This window comes from Wolbachia endosymbiont (group B) of Aricia artaxerxes, from assembly GCF_964026975.1.
Lineage (GTDB): Bacteria > Pseudomonadota > Alphaproteobacteria > Rickettsiales > Anaplasmataceae > Wolbachia.
The window spans coordinates 72,938-91,081 of sequence record NZ_OZ034718.1; the positions used below are offsets into that span (position 1 = coordinate 72,938).

At 33.1% G+C, this 18,144-nt stretch carries 12 protein-coding genes; 4 read left to right on the forward strand and 8 right to left on the reverse strand.

The window, feature by feature from the left end; genetic code table 11:
- Positions 1-8: 8 nt before the first annotated feature.
- The 7 genes from htpG to priA form a co-directional block, all read right to left on the reverse strand.
- Positions 9-1,913 carry a molecular chaperone HtpG gene (htpG, locus tag AAGE00_RS00325; RefSeq protein WP_007302187.1) on the reverse strand — a complete coding sequence of 635 codons (1,905 nt, stop codon included), beginning with the start codon at positions 1,911-1,913 and terminating at the stop codon, positions 9-11.
- 158 nt (positions 1,914-2,071) lie between these two features.
- Positions 2,072-3,292: a P-loop NTPase fold protein gene (locus tag AAGE00_RS00330; RefSeq protein WP_007302186.1), complete on the reverse strand. Its 1,221-nt coding sequence runs from the start codon at positions 3,290-3,292 to the stop codon at positions 2,072-2,074.
- A gap of 55 nt (positions 3,293-3,347) precedes the next feature.
- Complete coding sequence (locus AAGE00_RS00335; RefSeq protein ID WP_341815266.1) at positions 3,348-4,430, reverse strand: hypothetical protein; 1,083 nt, start codon at positions 4,428-4,430, stop codon at positions 3,348-3,350.
- A gap of 118 nt (positions 4,431-4,548) precedes the next feature.
- Entirely contained in the window at positions 4,549-5,136 is a 588-nt protein-coding gene (gene recR / locus AAGE00_RS00340) for a recombination mediator RecR (protein ID WP_213863825.1), read from the reverse strand.
- A gap of 132 nt (positions 5,137-5,268) precedes the next feature.
- Positions 5,269-6,657 (reverse strand): ankyrin repeat domain-containing protein, encoded by a 1,389-nt coding sequence (locus AAGE00_RS00345; protein ID WP_007302183.1) that lies wholly within the window; start codon positions 6,655-6,657, stop codon positions 5,269-5,271.
- A 558-nt stretch (positions 6,658-7,215) separates the two neighbouring features.
- Entirely contained in the window at positions 7,216-8,022 is an 807-nt protein-coding gene (locus tag AAGE00_RS00350; RefSeq protein ID WP_341815267.1) for a hypothetical protein, read from the reverse strand.
- A 114-nt stretch (positions 8,023-8,136) separates the two neighbouring features.
- Positions 8,137-10,101, reverse strand: coding sequence for a primosomal protein N' (gene priA, locus AAGE00_RS00355; RefSeq protein ID WP_213863815.1), 1,965 nt, complete (start codon positions 10,099-10,101; stop codon positions 8,137-8,139).
- A gap of 98 nt (positions 10,102-10,199) precedes the next feature.
- Here priA and AAGE00_RS00360 point away from each other — a divergent pair, with 98 nt between their 5' ends.
- The 4 genes from AAGE00_RS00360 (at position 10,200) to AAGE00_RS00375 (ending at position 17,269) form a co-directional block, all read left to right on the forward strand.
- Positions 10,200-11,168 (forward strand): hypothetical protein, encoded by a 969-nt coding sequence (locus tag AAGE00_RS00360; protein ID WP_213863814.1) that lies wholly within the window; start codon positions 10,200-10,202, stop codon positions 11,166-11,168.
- A gap of 149 nt (positions 11,169-11,317) precedes the next feature.
- Positions 11,318-12,277 carry an IS5 family transposase gene (locus tag AAGE00_RS00365; protein ID WP_341815149.1) on the forward strand — a complete coding sequence of 320 codons (960 nt, stop codon included), beginning with the start codon at positions 11,318-11,320 and terminating at the stop codon, positions 12,275-12,277.
- A 31-nt stretch (positions 12,278-12,308) separates the two neighbouring features.
- Positions 12,309-15,761, forward strand: a complete 3,453-nt coding sequence (locus tag AAGE00_RS00370) for an ankyrin repeat domain-containing protein (protein WP_341815268.1) — start codon at positions 12,309-12,311, stop codon at positions 15,759-15,761.
- A 335-nt stretch (positions 15,762-16,096) separates the two neighbouring features.
- Positions 16,097-17,269 (forward strand): hypothetical protein, encoded by a 1,173-nt coding sequence (locus AAGE00_RS00375; protein ID WP_213863813.1) that lies wholly within the window; start codon positions 16,097-16,099, stop codon positions 17,267-17,269.
- A gap of 24 nt (positions 17,270-17,293) precedes the next feature.
- Here AAGE00_RS00375 and thyX read toward each other — a convergent pair whose 3' ends face one another.
- Entirely contained in the window at positions 17,294-18,136 is an 843-nt protein-coding gene (gene thyX, locus AAGE00_RS00380) for an FAD-dependent thymidylate synthase (protein WP_007302176.1), read from the reverse strand.
- Positions 18,137-18,144: the final 8 nt, after the last annotated feature.

Genomic DNA, 18,144 nt, shown 5'->3' on the forward strand with positions numbered 1-18,144 from the left:
GTATAGCATTAAATAGAAATTTTGCCAAGCAAGTTATTGAGCCTTTTAGCAAATAGACTTACGTCTTCCATCTCTTCACCTTCCACTATACAAGCTTGATAGAACAATAAGTAAATCATATCTCCAAGTGTTGGATTTTCACCATTTTTAGCGTGAGATTCCATTATGTTTCTTATCAAAGGATGCTTAATGTTAATTTCAAGTACTTTTGGCGTGCGGTAATTTAGCTGCTTCTGTTCACGTAAAAAACGCTCCATACGGAGATCCATAGTTCCTTCATCAACTGCTAGACACACAGGACTATCGGTTAATTTCTTAGAGATCTTTACACTTTTTACTAAGCTTCCAAGAACCTTGGTGAAGTATTCGAGTATAGAATCCGCGTTTTCTTCGCTTTTGTTTTCATCTGATTTATTTTCTTCATCTTTCTTGCCTTCTTCTGAAGAAAATTTTTCTAAATCAACATCAGCGCGGGTCACAGACTTAAATTTTTGATCTTTATATTCATGAATCACGCTAGTCCAGAAATCATCAACTGGATCAACAAATAGAAGCACTTCCAATCCTTTGCTGACGAATCCTTCAAGTTGTGGACTGTTTTTTACTGAATCGAGACTATTACCTGTGAGATAGTAGATATGTTCCTGTTCAGGCTTCATTCTGCTTATATAATCATCAATGCTAACTAGCTTACCATCACTGGTGCTATGAAATCTGCAAATGGAAAGCAATGCTTCTCTTTCATCAGTTGGCATAGCTTCGCAAAGACCTTCTTTTAACACCGCACCAAAATTGCCCCAGAATTTTGTATATTCCTCTAAATTCTCTTTTGCTTTTTTGCCGAGCTCTGATATTATGCGCTTAGTTAAAGATTTCCTAATCTGCTCAACTACACGATTATTTTGCAGTGTTTCTCTGCTGATATTGAGAGGCAAATCCGGTGAATCAACCACACCTTTCAAAAAACGCAAGTACTGCGGTATAATCTGCACATTATCTTCAGTGATAAACACTTTATTTACATACAATTTTACAGAGCAGCGTCTATCTGGATGAAATAAATCAAAAGGCTTGATAGAAGGAACATAAAGCAAGTTCGTATACTCTATTGCACCTTCATTTTTATTATGAAATATCATCCAAGGCTCACCGCCCACATGTGCAACACCACGGAAGAAGTCGTTGTGCTCTTCTGGAGTAACGTCATTTTTTGGCTTAGTCCAAATTGCAGCTTTGCTATTTAATTTTTCACTTTTTCCTTCTTCATTTACAAACTCAACGGGAAAATTTATGTGGTCAGAGTAAGTAGTAACGATGTTTTCAATACGGAATTTGTCTAAAAATTCGCTTTCTTCAGGACGCATGATGAGCGTAATTTTTGTGCCACGAGAGATTTGACCATCTAATTTGCTGATTGAATACTCTCCATCTCCTTTAGATTTCCACACCCAAGACTCTTCTTCTCCGGCTTTCCTTGATTCTACTATAACTTCTGAAGCAACCATGAAGCTTGAATAAAAACCAACACCAAACTTTCCAATCAGCTCTACAGCTTGGCTCGAATCTTTATTATTCTTAATTGCATCCAAGAATTTTTGCGTACCAGAACTTGCAATCGTGCCAAGATTATCTATTAAATCTTGCCTGTTCATGCCAATTCCATTGTCGGTTATATACAGCTCATTCTTATCTTTACTGGAGCTAATAGTAATCTTCAACTCATCACTTGAATCTAATAAATCAGCATTTAATTGTGATTCATAGCGCAATTTATCACATGCATCTGATGCATTTGATATTAACTCACGCAAGAAAATATCCTTATTAGTATAAAGTGAATGAATTACTATATTTAGTACTTTGCCTACTTCAGCGTCAAATTTTAAACTTTCAGTTTCTTGTATGTTGTGCATTTTGAGCTCCATTATTAGCCTACTACTCTAATAATTTAAGTATTGCACTGCGATCTTTCAAGGTCACACATGCTAAAATTTATGTGGGCCAACTTATGGTTCCAATGCTAAACTGGAATAAGTACAACCATTGTGTCATGCAAATTAAGAAGAAAGTGCTAGAATATAATATCTCTTATTTGCTTCAAAGATTTGTTAGTCTTTGATTCTTTTTTTTTAAAAGTAGTCTCAAGAGAGATTTTAAGCTTTTTCCATTCTTCTTGACCATTTGGCATTAAATCACTCTCAATCTTCTCCAGTACTTTCTGAGGTGATGAATATAATTCCTCGTACAAATCAGTGTTTACTGACTGTAGTATTACTAAAAATGTAAATAAATTCGGATCAAGTAATTCTTCTTTTGCATGGTTCAAAAAACATAGCTTTATTCTTCTTATACAGTATTGTATTGCCTGCAGTGATAATGAGAAGCTTTCTGCATAAAATATAAAGCTATCTATAATTAAGCTCTTTGATTTTTTCGGTAATTCAGAACTTTCAAACAGTTTTCTTATAAACTGCTCTGTTGGCTGTTTTGGCAAATGCAAAGAGAGATCAGTAAAAGATTTTAGGCTAAAATTTGGTCCAAGTATTGTGCTAATTGCTCTTTGCACATTACTCTTATCTTGGCTAACAGAGATAATGAAAACCAGTCCCTCAACATCAAGCATGTACTTTATGGATTCTAAAAAATCGACAATGAATTTAGGGCGACATATATCAAGATCATCCACCATTATATAAATGTTTTTGTCTTTCCTGATTTTATTAACCACATCTGCTAGTTGTATTTTAAAATCTCTAATGTTCTCTTTTCTCCTTTGGAGAAGATTTAACTCACCCAAGACAAAACCAATGTCTTTCTTATCAGCCTCTTTTGCAGCATCGAGAAATACTGAAAGCATAGCAAGTGGAGATTTACTGATCAGCTTTCCTAATGTATTGAGAGAAAATAGTTCTTGGTTTATGTTTTTGAACTGCTGTATAACACTCCTTTTTACTTTGTATGATGCGAATAGATCCTCAAACAGGAAATGCAAAAAAGAAGGCAATGGTTGATCTAGCGCACTAATATCCCATGCGCTGTAATAAGCTGCAATTTCATTTTGCTGCTCTAGATCCTTTACCCATTCTTTCAAAAAAAACGTCTTACCCCATTTATCATATCCTTCTAAGGATACAATAGAAAAAGACTTACCAATTGTCTTGATTATAGAACTAAATTTACTTGCAACTTGTTTATAGCCTAAGCAATCATTCTCCCAAGTTATTACCTTAGGTAATTGCTCGTCTTCTTTTTTTCTGAATCTTACTAATGATATAAGTTTTTTAAAGCACATAAGATCCTTATGCTATATTTTACTATAGTATCTTATAAGTTAAGGGTCCAGACAATCATTTGCTTAGTAATCCATGTTTTTCTAACACATTAATAGAAATGTTTTTCAAGCTACTTACAGGATCAAGCACACCACATGGATCATATGTGATAGTTTTTATTCCTGTTTTTTCTTCTATGCATCTTTCCATGTATTGCACGTAATTTTGTGTAAGATCGTCTATTACTTCCTGTGTTTCCTTTAAACTTTTACAATCTTTGAATTCAGTTACTAGTTGCTCAATTCCACTTTCATAGAGTCCAGAATAGTTTTGAATTATAAAACTCCTGTTTTTAATAGCTTTTTGTATTAAAGGAAACATCCCGTTTATATAAGCTAAGCTTCCTGCATCCAAACTGATATCTATTGTTAACTTTCCTTTTTCCTTCCATAAGTCTATTTTTTCCTCCATGATTTTCCTACTATCACAAGTTTTTATTAATTCTATTAGTGCAGAATTACCATACTTATCAGATACCCAGTCACTATGCACAAAGTTTTTATACACCAGCATTAATGGAAATATAAAGCTTAGGTTATCAATATATCGAACATATTCGTCTTGATTTAATTTTCTTATTATTTTGCTGAAATTAGGTTTAATAATAATATCCTTATATCGAGCATATTCGTATTCGTCTAGATTGAATTTTCTTGTTATTTCGCTGAAATTGAAATAAGGCTTAATAATAATATCCTCATATCGAGCATATTCGTCTTGATTTAATTCTCTTATTATTTTGCTGAAATCAGGATCCTTATATCGAGCATATTCGTCTTGATTTAATTCTCTTATTATTTTGCTGAAATCAGGTTTAATAATAATATCCTTTAATAAATCTGTATTGTGAAAATTAATATCGCTTTTTGTTAAGAGTAGATCATTTGATTTAAAATCAAACTCTTTTAATTTTTTCACTTCTAAATTAGGCACTTGTAGTCCTAAGTCAATCTTTATATCCTGTAATATGTATCCAATTCGTTTACTATCTGCGTATTCTTTGTTAAATAGCGCAATGAAATCAAGAGCGATTGATCTTGATTTTTTGATTAACCAACTATAAGTATCACGTACTCCATCTAGTACAAAAGTTAACATAACCCCTCATTTTTAAATACCATATTTAAATGTATAATATTTTCAATTAGCAAGCAAGTTTCTAGGCTGAAGTATGTTACAGTATTTTTAAAGTATGTTGCTCAGAAGAAATGGAATATTATTTAATATCCTGTCTCGAAGTAAGCGCTATCTTCAGAGTCCCTTCATCTAGGTAGTCAATTTCTCCACCTATCGGTATGCCACAAGCAAGGCGCGATATTTTCACATTCAAGTTTTTTAGCAATTCAATTATATATTGCGCAGTAACTTGGCCTTCTAATGTCGGATTGATTGCAATAATGACCTCTTCAATTTTAAATTCTGTAACTCTTTTGGGAATGTTATCAAGATTCAGTTCTTTTGGACCTATGCCATTTATTGCTGATAGCCTTCCACCCAAAACATGATACATACCTGAATATATATTCCCTTTTTCAAATGCCCATAGATCACCCAATTCTTCTACTACACACATTAACTTGGTGTCACGCTTTGGGTTAGTACAAATAGAACACGGCGATTTAGTATCTAGGTTTCCACAAATTTTGCACTCTATTATAAGATCCGCTAGCTCTCTAATCAAAGATGCAAGCGGTAGCATGACTTTCTCTTTATTTTGGAGCAAATGTATAACTAATCTTCGTGATGATGATGGACCTAAACTTGGCAATTTAGAAAAAGCATGAACTAAATTCTTTATATTAATGTTCATTTAACAAATTCAGGATATAGTTTATAAAATGATAACATCAAACCTTTCGTAAAGAAAGCTTAGTTTGATTGGCTATGAAAAAGATTTCCCACTTTTTTTAGAACTGTCTTGAAAAAATTAATGTAATCACAATCTACTGTAACCTAACTCTGATTCAGGTATAACTGAAATTATCTCACACATTTGCGTAGTTACTACGGTACTTCTTTTTTGAAAATGACGTAATTTATTTTTCAACATATTTCTTTCTTCTACATAACTGTCTGACTCTTTATTCAAACTAGAATTTTTTTCTTCATACTTGGAAAGTATTGTATCGATCAAATAATTAAAAAATAATATTAGACCTGTAGTGTTGGCAAGCAATGCAAGAGAATAATATAACATATCTTCACTCACTTCTTCATTTATTATGTCATGGGAATTTCTATACATTCTAAAACAAGAGCCGAAGGCTGCTAAGCATACACAAGTAAGTTTTGTTTTGTTTAGGACGCACTTAATTCGTGCTAGTTTTTTATTATTATCTTCTAATTTTATACGCAACTCACTAATTTTACTACTATAGTGCTGAATAAACAATTCTATGGCCTCTTTGTTATTAGCATAATTATATGCTTTGTAAGATTCCTTATCTATGAGTTCAGTATCTATATCCTTTGATTTGAGAAGCTCTTTGATTGCTTCATTTTTGTTAAGAAGCATAGCTTCGTGTAGAGGTGTGTACTCATTTTCAACATCTTTTCTTCTGTTAATATTTTCACGAGTTAAGTAGTTAAAAAGAGCTGAAATGCATTCTGAATTATTGCTTTCAATAGCCAGAGTAATTGCATCTTTTCCATCCTTGTTATTAGTATTAATAACTTTGAAAAGCGGCTTTTCATTCTCTTGCTTATGTTCAAAATATTTGCGTTTGTAAAACTCACTTGAACAGTATGGTTCCTTAAGAATACACAAAAGTTTTTCTACAAAACAAGTACGATTTCTTTTTATAGCTACATGTAAAGGTGTGTCATGATTCTCCTCGTCTTGCAACAATAAGACATCATACAAATAACCCTCTTTATATAAAAAATTAATCTCTTGATCAAAAGAGATATCTTCTTCTCCTTTACAGATATTTAGTAGCCGTAACCCTATACTTTCTGTAGTACTGTAATCAATTGCAGAGCTACGTTGCACTTTAGATTGATAAAGGGTTACGTCCATACTATTCCTACCTTTAAACAACCCAGCTATACCTCTAAATATTACAGCTATACCTGATTCACTCCGAGCAGCACAAGGTGTTTCATCTGGAATGTTAATCTCAACATTTTCACTAGAAAAAAGTTCTAAAACATGCGAGTTGCTTTTTCTACTGGAAAAAGGCACATCGTTCCTTTTATCTTTAATCTCAGCACTCTTTGCATTCAAAGAATTTAGAGAGTTAGCTAAACAATCAAGATCTGTAGCATTTTTAGACTCAAGGTCTTCTGCTTGAAAATTTGCTGCAGTGTTTATTTCACCTTTCATATTTCTTTTTTTACAGAAGTTGCATTTCAGGTAGGGTATCTCATCTTTAAAATTTTTCAACTCTATTTAAATTTTTTTAAAATAGTTTTTGATAAAAATACTTATGAAACTAACTTCTGTGTTAATTTTTTAGAAGATTTTATAGCTAAAAAATTACTTCCGCATATTTTAAATCTGATTACAATTACAGTTAGAGATATTTATTGAGCTCAAAAATCTATCTCCGTCTGCAGACTTTTTTATTAAACTCATTAAAAAATGTAGCGTATCCTCTTCAGAGCATATCTGTCGTATGTTCACTGCATTTTTTCTAATCTTTTTTATACAGGGGGATCTTATGTTCAGAATTCCAGATACTTGACCTTTAATTTAGCTAATAAAAACCAACTGGTACCTGCGGTTTTTATAGCTACGTTTTCTCAAATAAGTTTTAAATGAATAGATTTCTTGCATAATAAGATGTCATCCCAGTGCTTGACACTGGAATCCAATAAGAAAAATGCGCTGGAACTTTCGAATTCCAGTTATGCAAGAAATCTAATGTTAAAAAACTCACAGTTATCCTAGTACTGCTTTATTATCTTCAGTCTTTTCATACTTGACAGAAGAGAGTTGAGGATTAACAGCTTCTTCTATTGATTTAGCCTGTTTATAGTCTTGACTTAGGAAATATATAGCCACTCCAACTGCTATTCCAGCAACAAGAGCAGATACTGCGAGTGTGCATAATATAATAGTCATTGAAGGGACTAAAGCACTACCAACACCGAGTCCAATGCCAAGAAAAACGCCAGGTATAATGCCAATCAAACCATTACATCTAGCACTTTCTTTTTTCGATTGAGCTTGGTCTTTCATAGATTTAATGAGTGCTTCTCTTGTTTTTTCTTCTTGATCTAAATCTAATGGGATTTTCTCTTCTTTATTCTTTATCAAAGGGCTTGCACCATATTTTAAAAGGGCTTCTATTGCCTCAGTGTTATTACTTATAACAGCTTGGTGTAATAATGTATTTTTACTACTTTGATCTTGAAAATTTATCAATTTGTAGAAATACTGAGGAGTAATAAACTTATTCACAGTTTCATCTAAAATCTTCATCACGTCTTGAAATGATAATTTCTCTTTTTTCTTAGATGTTGCACTATCGTGTTTAATACAGTGGTGCAATATAGTGTATACTATCTTTCCTCCTTCCTTATTGATAAAATCTCCATTTATAGGGGCTCTATCTAAAAGAGTCAGTGCGAATAACTCCTTGTTAATCACAATTTCGCTATTATCATTAAGATATTCTTGTAACTCTTTAATTTTTTCTATAAATTTCTTTTCTCCATCATTAATGATTTTATGTAAATCAGTCATATTATCTCCCTATTCTAATTATATAAATAATATAATAAATTCTAATAAAAGTCAAGTTTTTTAATTAAAAAATTAATAGAACTTATTAGCAATTCCTACAAATGTCAAATAAATTCAAAAGAAACTCACAGGATCAACATCTATTGTTACTGCAATATTTGAACTCAAGTTACAGCAATGTTTCAGCTTTTTCTTTATAGACAGACTGTATTTATTGTGTATTTTGAGTAACACTCTATACCGATATTTATTATTTAAGAAATTTATTGCTGCTGGTGATGGGCCAAAAATTTCAAATTCTTTCAATGTCAAGTGCTGAGAGGTAGTTGAAAATTGATTATGTAAAAAGCTTGTTAACTCACTTGCTGCTTTCTGCGTTGCAAATTGATCCTTACCACAAACTATAAGCGCTATTAATCTACTAAATGGGGGCATTTTAGCTTTGCTTCTTGACTCAAGTTCAATTTCATAAAACAAATCCCTTTTTTGCTGCTGCAATGCTTTTATTATCAAACTTTCAGGATTATTAGTTTGCACTATTACCATTCCTTTTTCATTAAACCTTCCCGACCTTCCTGCAACTTGATGCAATAATTGATATGTCTTTTCTGCTGCCCTGAGGTCAGAATTTTCAAGGCCTAAATCTGCGTTTATCACTCCAACCAAAGTTAACTTAGGGAAATTATGCCCTTTAGCAATCACTTGTGTACCGATTATAATATTCACTTCTTCTTTGAGCACTGAGTCAATTACGCTACCAAGCGACTTCTGGTCGCTGCTAATAATCGCAGTCTTTGCGTTTGGTATTAATTTTACTATTTCTTCAAGTAACCTCTCAATTCCTATACCACAAAGGGATAATGACTGCTGACTTTGACAATTAGAACACTTTTCTGGAAGTTTTAATTGATAAGAACAGTGATGGCATAAAAGGACATTCTTTTTCTTGTGGTACGTAAGCCATACAGTGCAATTTGAGCAGGAAATTTTATATCCACATTTTTTACAAACTGCAAGTTGCGCATACCCCCTGCGGTTTAGAAAGAGCATAACTTGCTGTTTTTTCTCTATGGTTTGTTTTATCCCTTCGAAAAGCTCATTTGAAATCCATTGTTTATTATTCACTACTTTTATGTGCGGCAACTCTGCACCACCGAATCGTTCGGTTAGCTTTACATGGTTGTAATTCCCTTTTTTAACATGATAAATTGTTTCAAGCAGCGGAGTAGCGGATGATAAAATAATCGGAATATTTTCGAGCTTGGCTAAGATAATGGCCATATCTCGAGCATTATATATAATCCCCTGTTCTTGTTTAAAGGATGAGTCATGCTCTTCATCGACGATAATTAATTTTAGGTTTTTATAAGGCAAAAAAAGTGATGACCTTGCCCCAATAATGATCTGCGCACTTCCATTTGCTATATTGAGCCAATTATTTCGGCGAGCTTTTGGAGTAAGTCCTGAATGCCACTCAGCTATATTTCCAGATATCTGACTGTGAACACGATTTACCAATTGTGAAGTTAGAACAATTTCTGGCAGAAGGATAAGGACTTGTGCATCGTTTACGATTTCAATTAACCTTGCAATCACAGAGAGATAAACTTCCGTTTTTCCAGACCCGGTTTCACCGTCAAGCAAAGTCACTGAATACTCATTCAAATTACTTATTATCTTATTGCGAGCTGCTTGCTGCTCAGGGCTTAATTGGCAATCTATTTCACTTATTTCCTGCTTTTGCTTAGTGAAAACTAACTTATCTATCTGATTTACCTTTAATACTCCTCCCATTATTACTTTGGCAAGCATACCGATAGGTATTACATTATACTGCGCAACCCACTCTGCAAATTCGATCAGTTTTGGTCTGATACTCGGTAACTCGATCTTTTGTTCAATGCATTTTAATTCTCGATCACTCTTGCCGCTATATTTCCAAACTATTCCAATCAAACGCTTTCTGCCAAATGGTACCACTACGTAATCTCCAATTGAAACTTCAGTATCTTCCTCAACTGCATATGAAAATAGCTGATCAATTGGAAGTGGCAGTAATACGTCAACTGTTCTTGTCATAAGTTAGCGCTGTTTTTAGATACATAGAGAAGCCTTAATGCTTTTTTCATAGTACACAATTTATAATCATAAATACTGGAAATGTGAGGAAATTCTGTATGTTTAGCGATAAAATAGTCCTAGACTTTGAAATAGAAAAAGGTGACCGAATAGATCGGTGTTACTTCTCTACACGCATCAAACTTACAGATAAGAGCAAGAGTTTTCTACGTGAAAAGCTCGGTAAACCTAACAATTTAGATGATTACTTTAATCTTAATCCTGAGAATTTTTATATTTATTACAACAAATATAGTGGGCACTATGGTATAAATGAGCTGTATGTCAGAGATAATAATGGTAGATATTTAGCTACTAAACTTCCACTTGATCAGAGCGGATTTTCGATAGAGTTATCATTCGACGAGGTGAATTATGGCTTTTATCCTATGTATGCAATCTATAACCCCACTCAATATGACAAAAAGCAGGAAAAGAGCTTTGAAGATAATGGTGAATTGCAGCCGTTTGTGTCAATTGTATTGGATTACTTTCTAAATGGCTTAACCGTTCAAGATATGTTTTTGCAAATACAAAATGAGCTTGTTGAAAAAGAAACAAAATTAGAAGAAGACAGAAGAAAAGCAGAGGAAGAATTAAATAAAAAGAATGAAAAGTTAAGGGAACTCATAGAAAATGATGAGATTAAAGTACTTAAAGTAATAAAAGGCCATAGTATTGGGAATGGATGTTCAGCGGCAATTTTGCAGCTTGATGGTGATCTTGATGCAAGTAAGTACTACATAGCAGAGTATGAAGGCAATGAATACTTACATTGCACGAGCTCTGGTTATGACATACTGCTTGACCAGAGCGATTTATTTTTTGTTCTCAATAGCAGCTCTTATCTTGAACTTGAAAGCGGTTTCTACTCAATACCTGCTGGCAACTATGCTAAATATCTCGATACTAAGAATCTGCTTTTTCGCGATGATCAACTATCTAAGCAGTTATGCAAAAACAAGGTAAAGGCTGAATCTACAGTTAACGCATTTTTCTCAAGACTTATTTATAGTGAAAATTTTTAAGAGGTGAATATGAAATTTAAAACAAATTCTGAATGGCTTTGTTGCATAGCTAGTGTTGGTTGAGGTTATTGTAAGAAGAAAAGCTTTTTAATATATGGCTACTAACGAATTTTGTTGTAAAATAGGCATTTTTCAAACAAGTACAACTTATGCCACAAAAAATGAGAGTAAGTAACCAAAGAGAATATAACGAGTTTCTCAAAAAAAGAGGAAATGTTTTTCATTTTGTTAATCAAGCCATAGAAAATTGGTATGAAAATAGTCCAAAAGTTGCAGGTGGCAATAACACTTATAGTGATAAAGTTGTAATTTTAATACACATAATAGTTCATCTTTTTAGAATTGGCTTGAGACAAGCTGTAGGTTTTGTAAAAGGTTATATGGTACAAATAGGCAAAAAACTTAAGATTATCAGCTATACACAAGCTTCCAGAAGATTTAAAAAGCTTAATTTGAAGATTGATGACCATAGAAGCAATAAAGATGATCTGGAAAATGTTGAAATTGCCGTAGATAGCACTAGAGTTAGTATCTACAATAATAACGGTGGGCATAGTAAGCTTAATATTCGAAAAAGAAAATACAGTGGTTATGGTCAAGTAAGAAAATTACATGTTGTTTTAAACATAAATGATAAGAAAGCAATAAGCATGAACTACACTAGTGGTGTTGCTGTAGACTATTTGCCGGTCTGCGATATGTTAGAAGAAGTCAGTGATAAATATAACATTTGTTCTATTCGAGCAGATGCGGCTTATGATATAAAAAGTGTGTATAAAGAATGCAGAAAATACAATATTGTGCCTATTATTCGCCCTAGGAAGGATACTAAAATTTGTTTAGCTGACTACTTATCAGAAAGAAACAAGTATATTAGTAGAATTAGGTCATATGAGAATTATGAAGATGGTATTAATGAATGGAAGAAAAAAGTTAAGTATGGAGCACGGTCTTATATTGAAGTCTTTTTCTATAGGTTGAAGCAAATATTTGGGTTTGGCTTGAAAAATAAATCAGAGGTAAATCGTGAAAAAGAGCTGTTAATTAAGTGCTACTTATTGAACAAATTTACTGATATAGGTATGGCTGAATTTAAATTAGCTGCGTAAATTCACTGTGATTTACATGCCTATCAGTGCTATGCAACAAAGCCATTCTGAATATGATAAATCACAAACTTTGATTAAAAAATTATTTCCAAATAAAGAAAGTATAGTAATAAACGATCAGCTTACAATAGAAGTAAAATATGGGGGATTAGCTAGTTATACCCCTGAGTATATAAAACAAACTGTAAAAGATGCTTACGGAGCCTGGTCTGATAATTTCTATTCACAAAAAAGCGTTCATTCTGGTCCAGTAAAATTGCAGCTTTATGTGCTGAAAAATTACGATGATTACAAAGCTCACATCAAGGAACTTTCAGGTGGTAAGGACCATAGAGAATTATGGGGTGGTGGAACGGTCAGAGCACACGAAGCTGACGGCACGATAGCAAAGACTTTTATTGTTGGAGATGTAAATGGTTTACTTTGCGCAAAATCTAAAATTTTAATGGAGAAAATGAGCGATGCATTTCTTGAGTACTCTACCGGTAATATGGATACAGTACCTGAAGTTTTACGTACCGGTATGAAGCTTTTCATGTGGAGCTATGATGCAGCTAAAAAAGAAAGCACTCGCGATATGCATTATACAAAAGAAGCATACAATAAAATGCATGAATCTGGGCATGATACACCATATAAAATAGCAAGTATGTCTAACGACTATAGAATATCAGATTGCTTAGTGACATTCCTACAAGAAAAACATCCTCAATTCATAAAGCAATTGCTTACTGAAATGTCCTTCGATAGAGTACAAGCGATATCAAAATTCAAACATCTTTTGAATAACTCAGAAGTTGAAAAAGAATTTAAGCAGTGGATGGATGTAAAAAGTGGCGATAAAATTGTGGCAGATCTTGTGCCAGATAGTGAAGTTATGACTTTTGGCGAACACAAGCTTCAAATAAATATAAAATATGATGATGAGGAATTAACTCAGAGCAAATTGAGTAGTGTAAAAAATGCCATCGAGAGTACTATAAAAGATTTTGATTCAGCATTTGGCATTAATAATTCTCAGCCTTGGCACAACATACCAAATAAAGTTAATGTTTTCGTATTTAATACAAAGAGTGACTACGAAAATTATCTTAAGGAGTTGAACGTTAACTATAAAGGCGCTTCTGGCTTAACAGTTCAAGGGCGTGGCTCAGAAGTTCATGTTTATTTTTATCTACAAGACCAATTTGATGACTCGTGTAAAACTTTAAAACACGAATTGGGGCACGCCTTAACTATCATTAATTCCTATTATGGTACAGGTGATGTCTTATCTAAGGCCATGCATGAAGGGGTTGCTAACTATATGGCAAGTTTAGAAGATGGTCGGCATGTCAATGACCACGGAGATAAAGAGGCCTTGATTGCAATAAGAAATAAAGATCTCAAACCAGATGAAATATTGCGCAATAATATTTGGAGTAATAAAGGGGAACATTATCATTCGGATGCTGAACAAGTGATCAAATTTCTTGAAGATAAACACCCAGATATGATTGATAATTTGCTCAAGAGCCTTTCTAAATCTGGTGCAAATAGGTCTCAAGGTAATAAATTATTTGAGGATTTTTTGGCTGAGCTGAAAGGTTATGATCAAGAATTTAAACAATGGGTTAAGGCTGAGCTGAGTGGTGAACAACATATGGAATATAATGTTGTTGAATCTAACAGTGTTGAAAGTTCAACAAGCCAACAAAGTGCAGGCAAGGGTCTATATGGTTATAGCCCAGTACATAATGTAAGTGGTGATAAAACCAAGATAGAAAGTGTCAGTAGAGAAGATTCTATGCAACCTGCTAAAAAAGTGAGTGAAGACGAACAAGGAAAAGCTGTTACAACAAAAGTTATGAAGTATAATAAACAGCCTTTCTTAAAGGTGAATATTGATGACAATAATGTAGAAAACACTATAGGAAAAGTAAACGAGATAAATAAGGTAACAGGTGCGACGAGTTTACATTTTGCTGCTTCATTGGGAGATTTAAGCAAAGTAGCAATGCTACTAAAACACAATTCATATACTGATACAAGAGACCATAATGGACAAACGCCACTACATTATGCCATTCAGTCAGGAAATACGGAAGTAGCAAAATATCTTATTGATCATGGAGCAAATCTTAATGTTCATGACAATTATTATCAGAAAACTAATACTAAATATGTGTATTATAAGACACCTTTACACTATGCTATTGAGTCTGGAAATATAGAGATAGCTAAATACTTAATAGATCGTGGTGCAAATCCTAATATTCAAGATGCTTATTCCAAAACGCCATTATACAGTGCTATTTATTCAGGTAATACAGAAATAGTGAAGTATCTATTAGATCATAACGCAGATCCTAATAGTAAAAGTTATTATACTTTTCCGTTACTTGCTGCTATTAAGCTAGGGAATGCGGAAATAGTTAAGAGTTTAATTGAGCATGGCGCAGATCTTGGTATCAAAAACACGTCAGCTCAAACACTGCTGCACTATGCAATTGAGCTAAAACATACGGAAATTGCTAAATACTTAATAGATCGTGGTATAGATGTTGATACCCGTGATATTAGCTCTGGTAAATCTCCACTACATTTTGCCATGTACATGAAAAATATGGAAGTAGTTAAATATCTCATAGAGCATAATGCGGATATTGATATTCAGGATAGCTACGGCTTAACACCTTTGCATCTTGCTGTTGATCTTGGGAATAAGAAGATGATAGAGCAGTTAGTTGAAAAAGGTGCGAATATTAATGCTCAGGATAATGATGGTTGGACACCTTTAGTTCATGCAGTGAGGCATGGAAAGTTAGATACAATAGAATATCTAATAAAAAACAAAGCTGACGTTGACGTTGTAGGCAAAGATGGCAGGACACTTGTTGAACATGCTGAGTTATGGGCAGAAGAGAAAGGACTAGCAAGAGATGTAATAGATAGCAAAGGCGGTAATGATTCTTATTATCGTGAGCTTTCAAAAGAAGCTGCAACTTGGGAAAAAGCTGGAAAGGATATGCTTAGCTATCTCAAAAAAATTACTATGCAAGAAGAAGAATCTAACGATATAGACCAAATGCCAGCAGATCAACCTGCGAGTGAAGAAAGGAGTAAAAGATCGATAAGAGGAGATGAAGAGAAGCAAGAGGAAACAATTGTTATAGATAATGTGAAACAACATCCTTTAAAAATCAAAGTGGGTGAGGCTGTTGAAATAGGGAAATATAAGGTAGAACTGCAAGTTACGTATGATGATGTAAGAAATTTTTATGACACTATACGTGGTAAATATCATGATGGTAGTGGATACAATTATGAGCAAGTAATGGTTTTGTACAATGAAATTGTTAGGCCAGCATCACAGCATCATGATGAACCATTTACTCTTGCTGAGTCCTATATTGCAGATGGGCATCTATTTATTAAAAATCAAGATTTTGGAATTTTGAATGATTTTAATGAGATGTTCTATAAAAGTGATGAGTTTATGTAATGTAAAAGGTGGATGAGAATTAATTGATATAAGGAATTAGATCTTTCACTGTCATCCCAGTGTTTCTTTCCCCTGCCATTCCGGCGTTTCCTTCTCCTGTCATCCCAGTGCCTCGACACTGGGATCCAGTGTTCATATAATCTCATCACAAACGTTTATTTTAATTTTAGACCAATACCCAATTTAGAATCAAAATTCCTAGATTCCAGTGTCAAGCACTGGAATCTACTATGCAATTTACTTTTTTATATAACAAATAATATTAATTTATTAATTGACAGGTGGCGTGGGTTATACTATTATTAAGATATATAGTTAATATCTTAATAATCAATATGCCAAAATATGTTAATCGCATTGCTCAATCTATTGTATTAAAAGTCTATACTGATAAGGAACATCCTAGAGTTAAAGTGTTTTATAAAACTGAAGATAGAGAAGATGGACAAGTTGAAACAAGACTCTCAAAACAGGAAATTGCGGAGTTTTTAAATCAATTTGCCAATAAAGGAAAGCACCAAATTTCTATCAGTAAAAATGTAGAACAAGGTATAATTAAAGATATAGAAGGTATACGTAGAGAAAATGGTAGATATGTATACAAAGCACCGGATTTATCAGCTGAAGAACAATATAATAAATTATTTGAAAGTGAGAAAGCTATTCAATTTAATTTGAATACTTTTATGTCAGATAGTATATCTAAAATTGTACAATTAAAAGATAGATTTGAAGAAATTTTAGGTTTTTCTCTCGAAAGAGGGTTATGTCACTCATTAAATTACTTTGTTACTTTTCTAAAATTAGAGAATAGGCAAGATTTTGTTGGATTTCTCGAGTCTGATAATATTATATCTGAACAAGATTTTATGAATTATATTGATGGAAGAAAAGAACAAACGATTAAGTTATTGATGATGAAGTTTTTATCGCAATTTTTACCTATTCTTGATGTTCAGAGCATTGAAAAGCGAGAAGGAGATCCATTTTATTATGATGAGATAATATATAAGCAATTATGTAACGATCTATCTTCAACAAAAGTATGGGTCTATACTAACCAAGAACAAATCAAACGTTTCTTAAATGATGTGAAGATAGGATGCTACTTAGAATTTAGTTATTTTTGCTATGCTTGTAATGAAGAAGATGTCATTGAGGATGAGGGGCATTCTATGTTGGTGTATAAAGCAGAGAATGATAAATACATATTTTTTGACCCTAATAAAGGAGCGGTTGGCTTTTGTCCTGATACAGGAGCTGCTAATTTTACATTAGAGGAAGTTTGTAGGGTAATGGAACTTGCTGTAAACCATTATTCATATGATATGTATGTTGAAAATTTTGCAGATTATTGCGAAGTTCGTATTGGACTTAGAAATGCAACACTGATTTCAAAGAAAGCTGAAAAACTTTATGAAACAACAGAAAGAACAAATTCAAAAATAATTGATATATCAGTTGATAAAGGTATGAATAAATTGTTGCTCACACCTGCAAGTCTGTGAAAGGACATAACTCGATCTTTTTGGCTATTTACCAAGTATAGACATCAGCTCATTCCATTCTCTTTTACCAATGCCACTTTCTTCTCTCGCAACATTTTCTCCTTTTATTAGCTTGCGAATTATTTCAAGACCAGTTTTTGAAATACAGGCTGATTTTAAGGAGTATTCAATGAAAGCATTATAGGCCAGCGGGACCCATTTCTTTACTATGTCCAACATAACTTCTGCATAGACTCTAATTTCATATTGGGCGTGCTGATCAGCTCTAAGCCTTAAAAAGTGAAGAAGGTTGTGTAAATCTATTTTCCAATAAAACTGAGTATAGTAATTAAGTGTTAGATTAGTTCGGGCAATTTCCCTTGCAAGGCCCTGTTCAATAAATTTCTCATAATGAGAATATACTAAATTAGAATCATTTATTAGAGAATCTATTATTTCTTTTGAAGTACTTGAGTCAAAAGCTTCACCGCTGCCTTGTTTATTATTATCAGATTGTTTTGCAACCTGTTCTGGTATATAAAATTCATTATCAAGTATCGAATACCTTCCGGAATATTCATTCACATTTGCAGTTCTGTGTCTTATCCACTGTCTTGCAATAAAAATTGGAAGTTTCACGTGAAACTTAATTTCACACATTTCAAATGGAGTTGTATGATGATGCCTCATCAAATACTTTATAAGCGCCTCATCTTGATTTATCTGTTTTGTTCCCTTTCCATAAGAAACGCGAGCAGCTTGAACTATGGCGCTATCAGAGCCCATATAATCAATTACTCGAACAAATCCATGATCTAATACTTTATGTTCTTCGTATAGAATGTCATCTATTTCTTTTACTGTAGTTCGCTTAGTTGTCTCATTCATAATATATC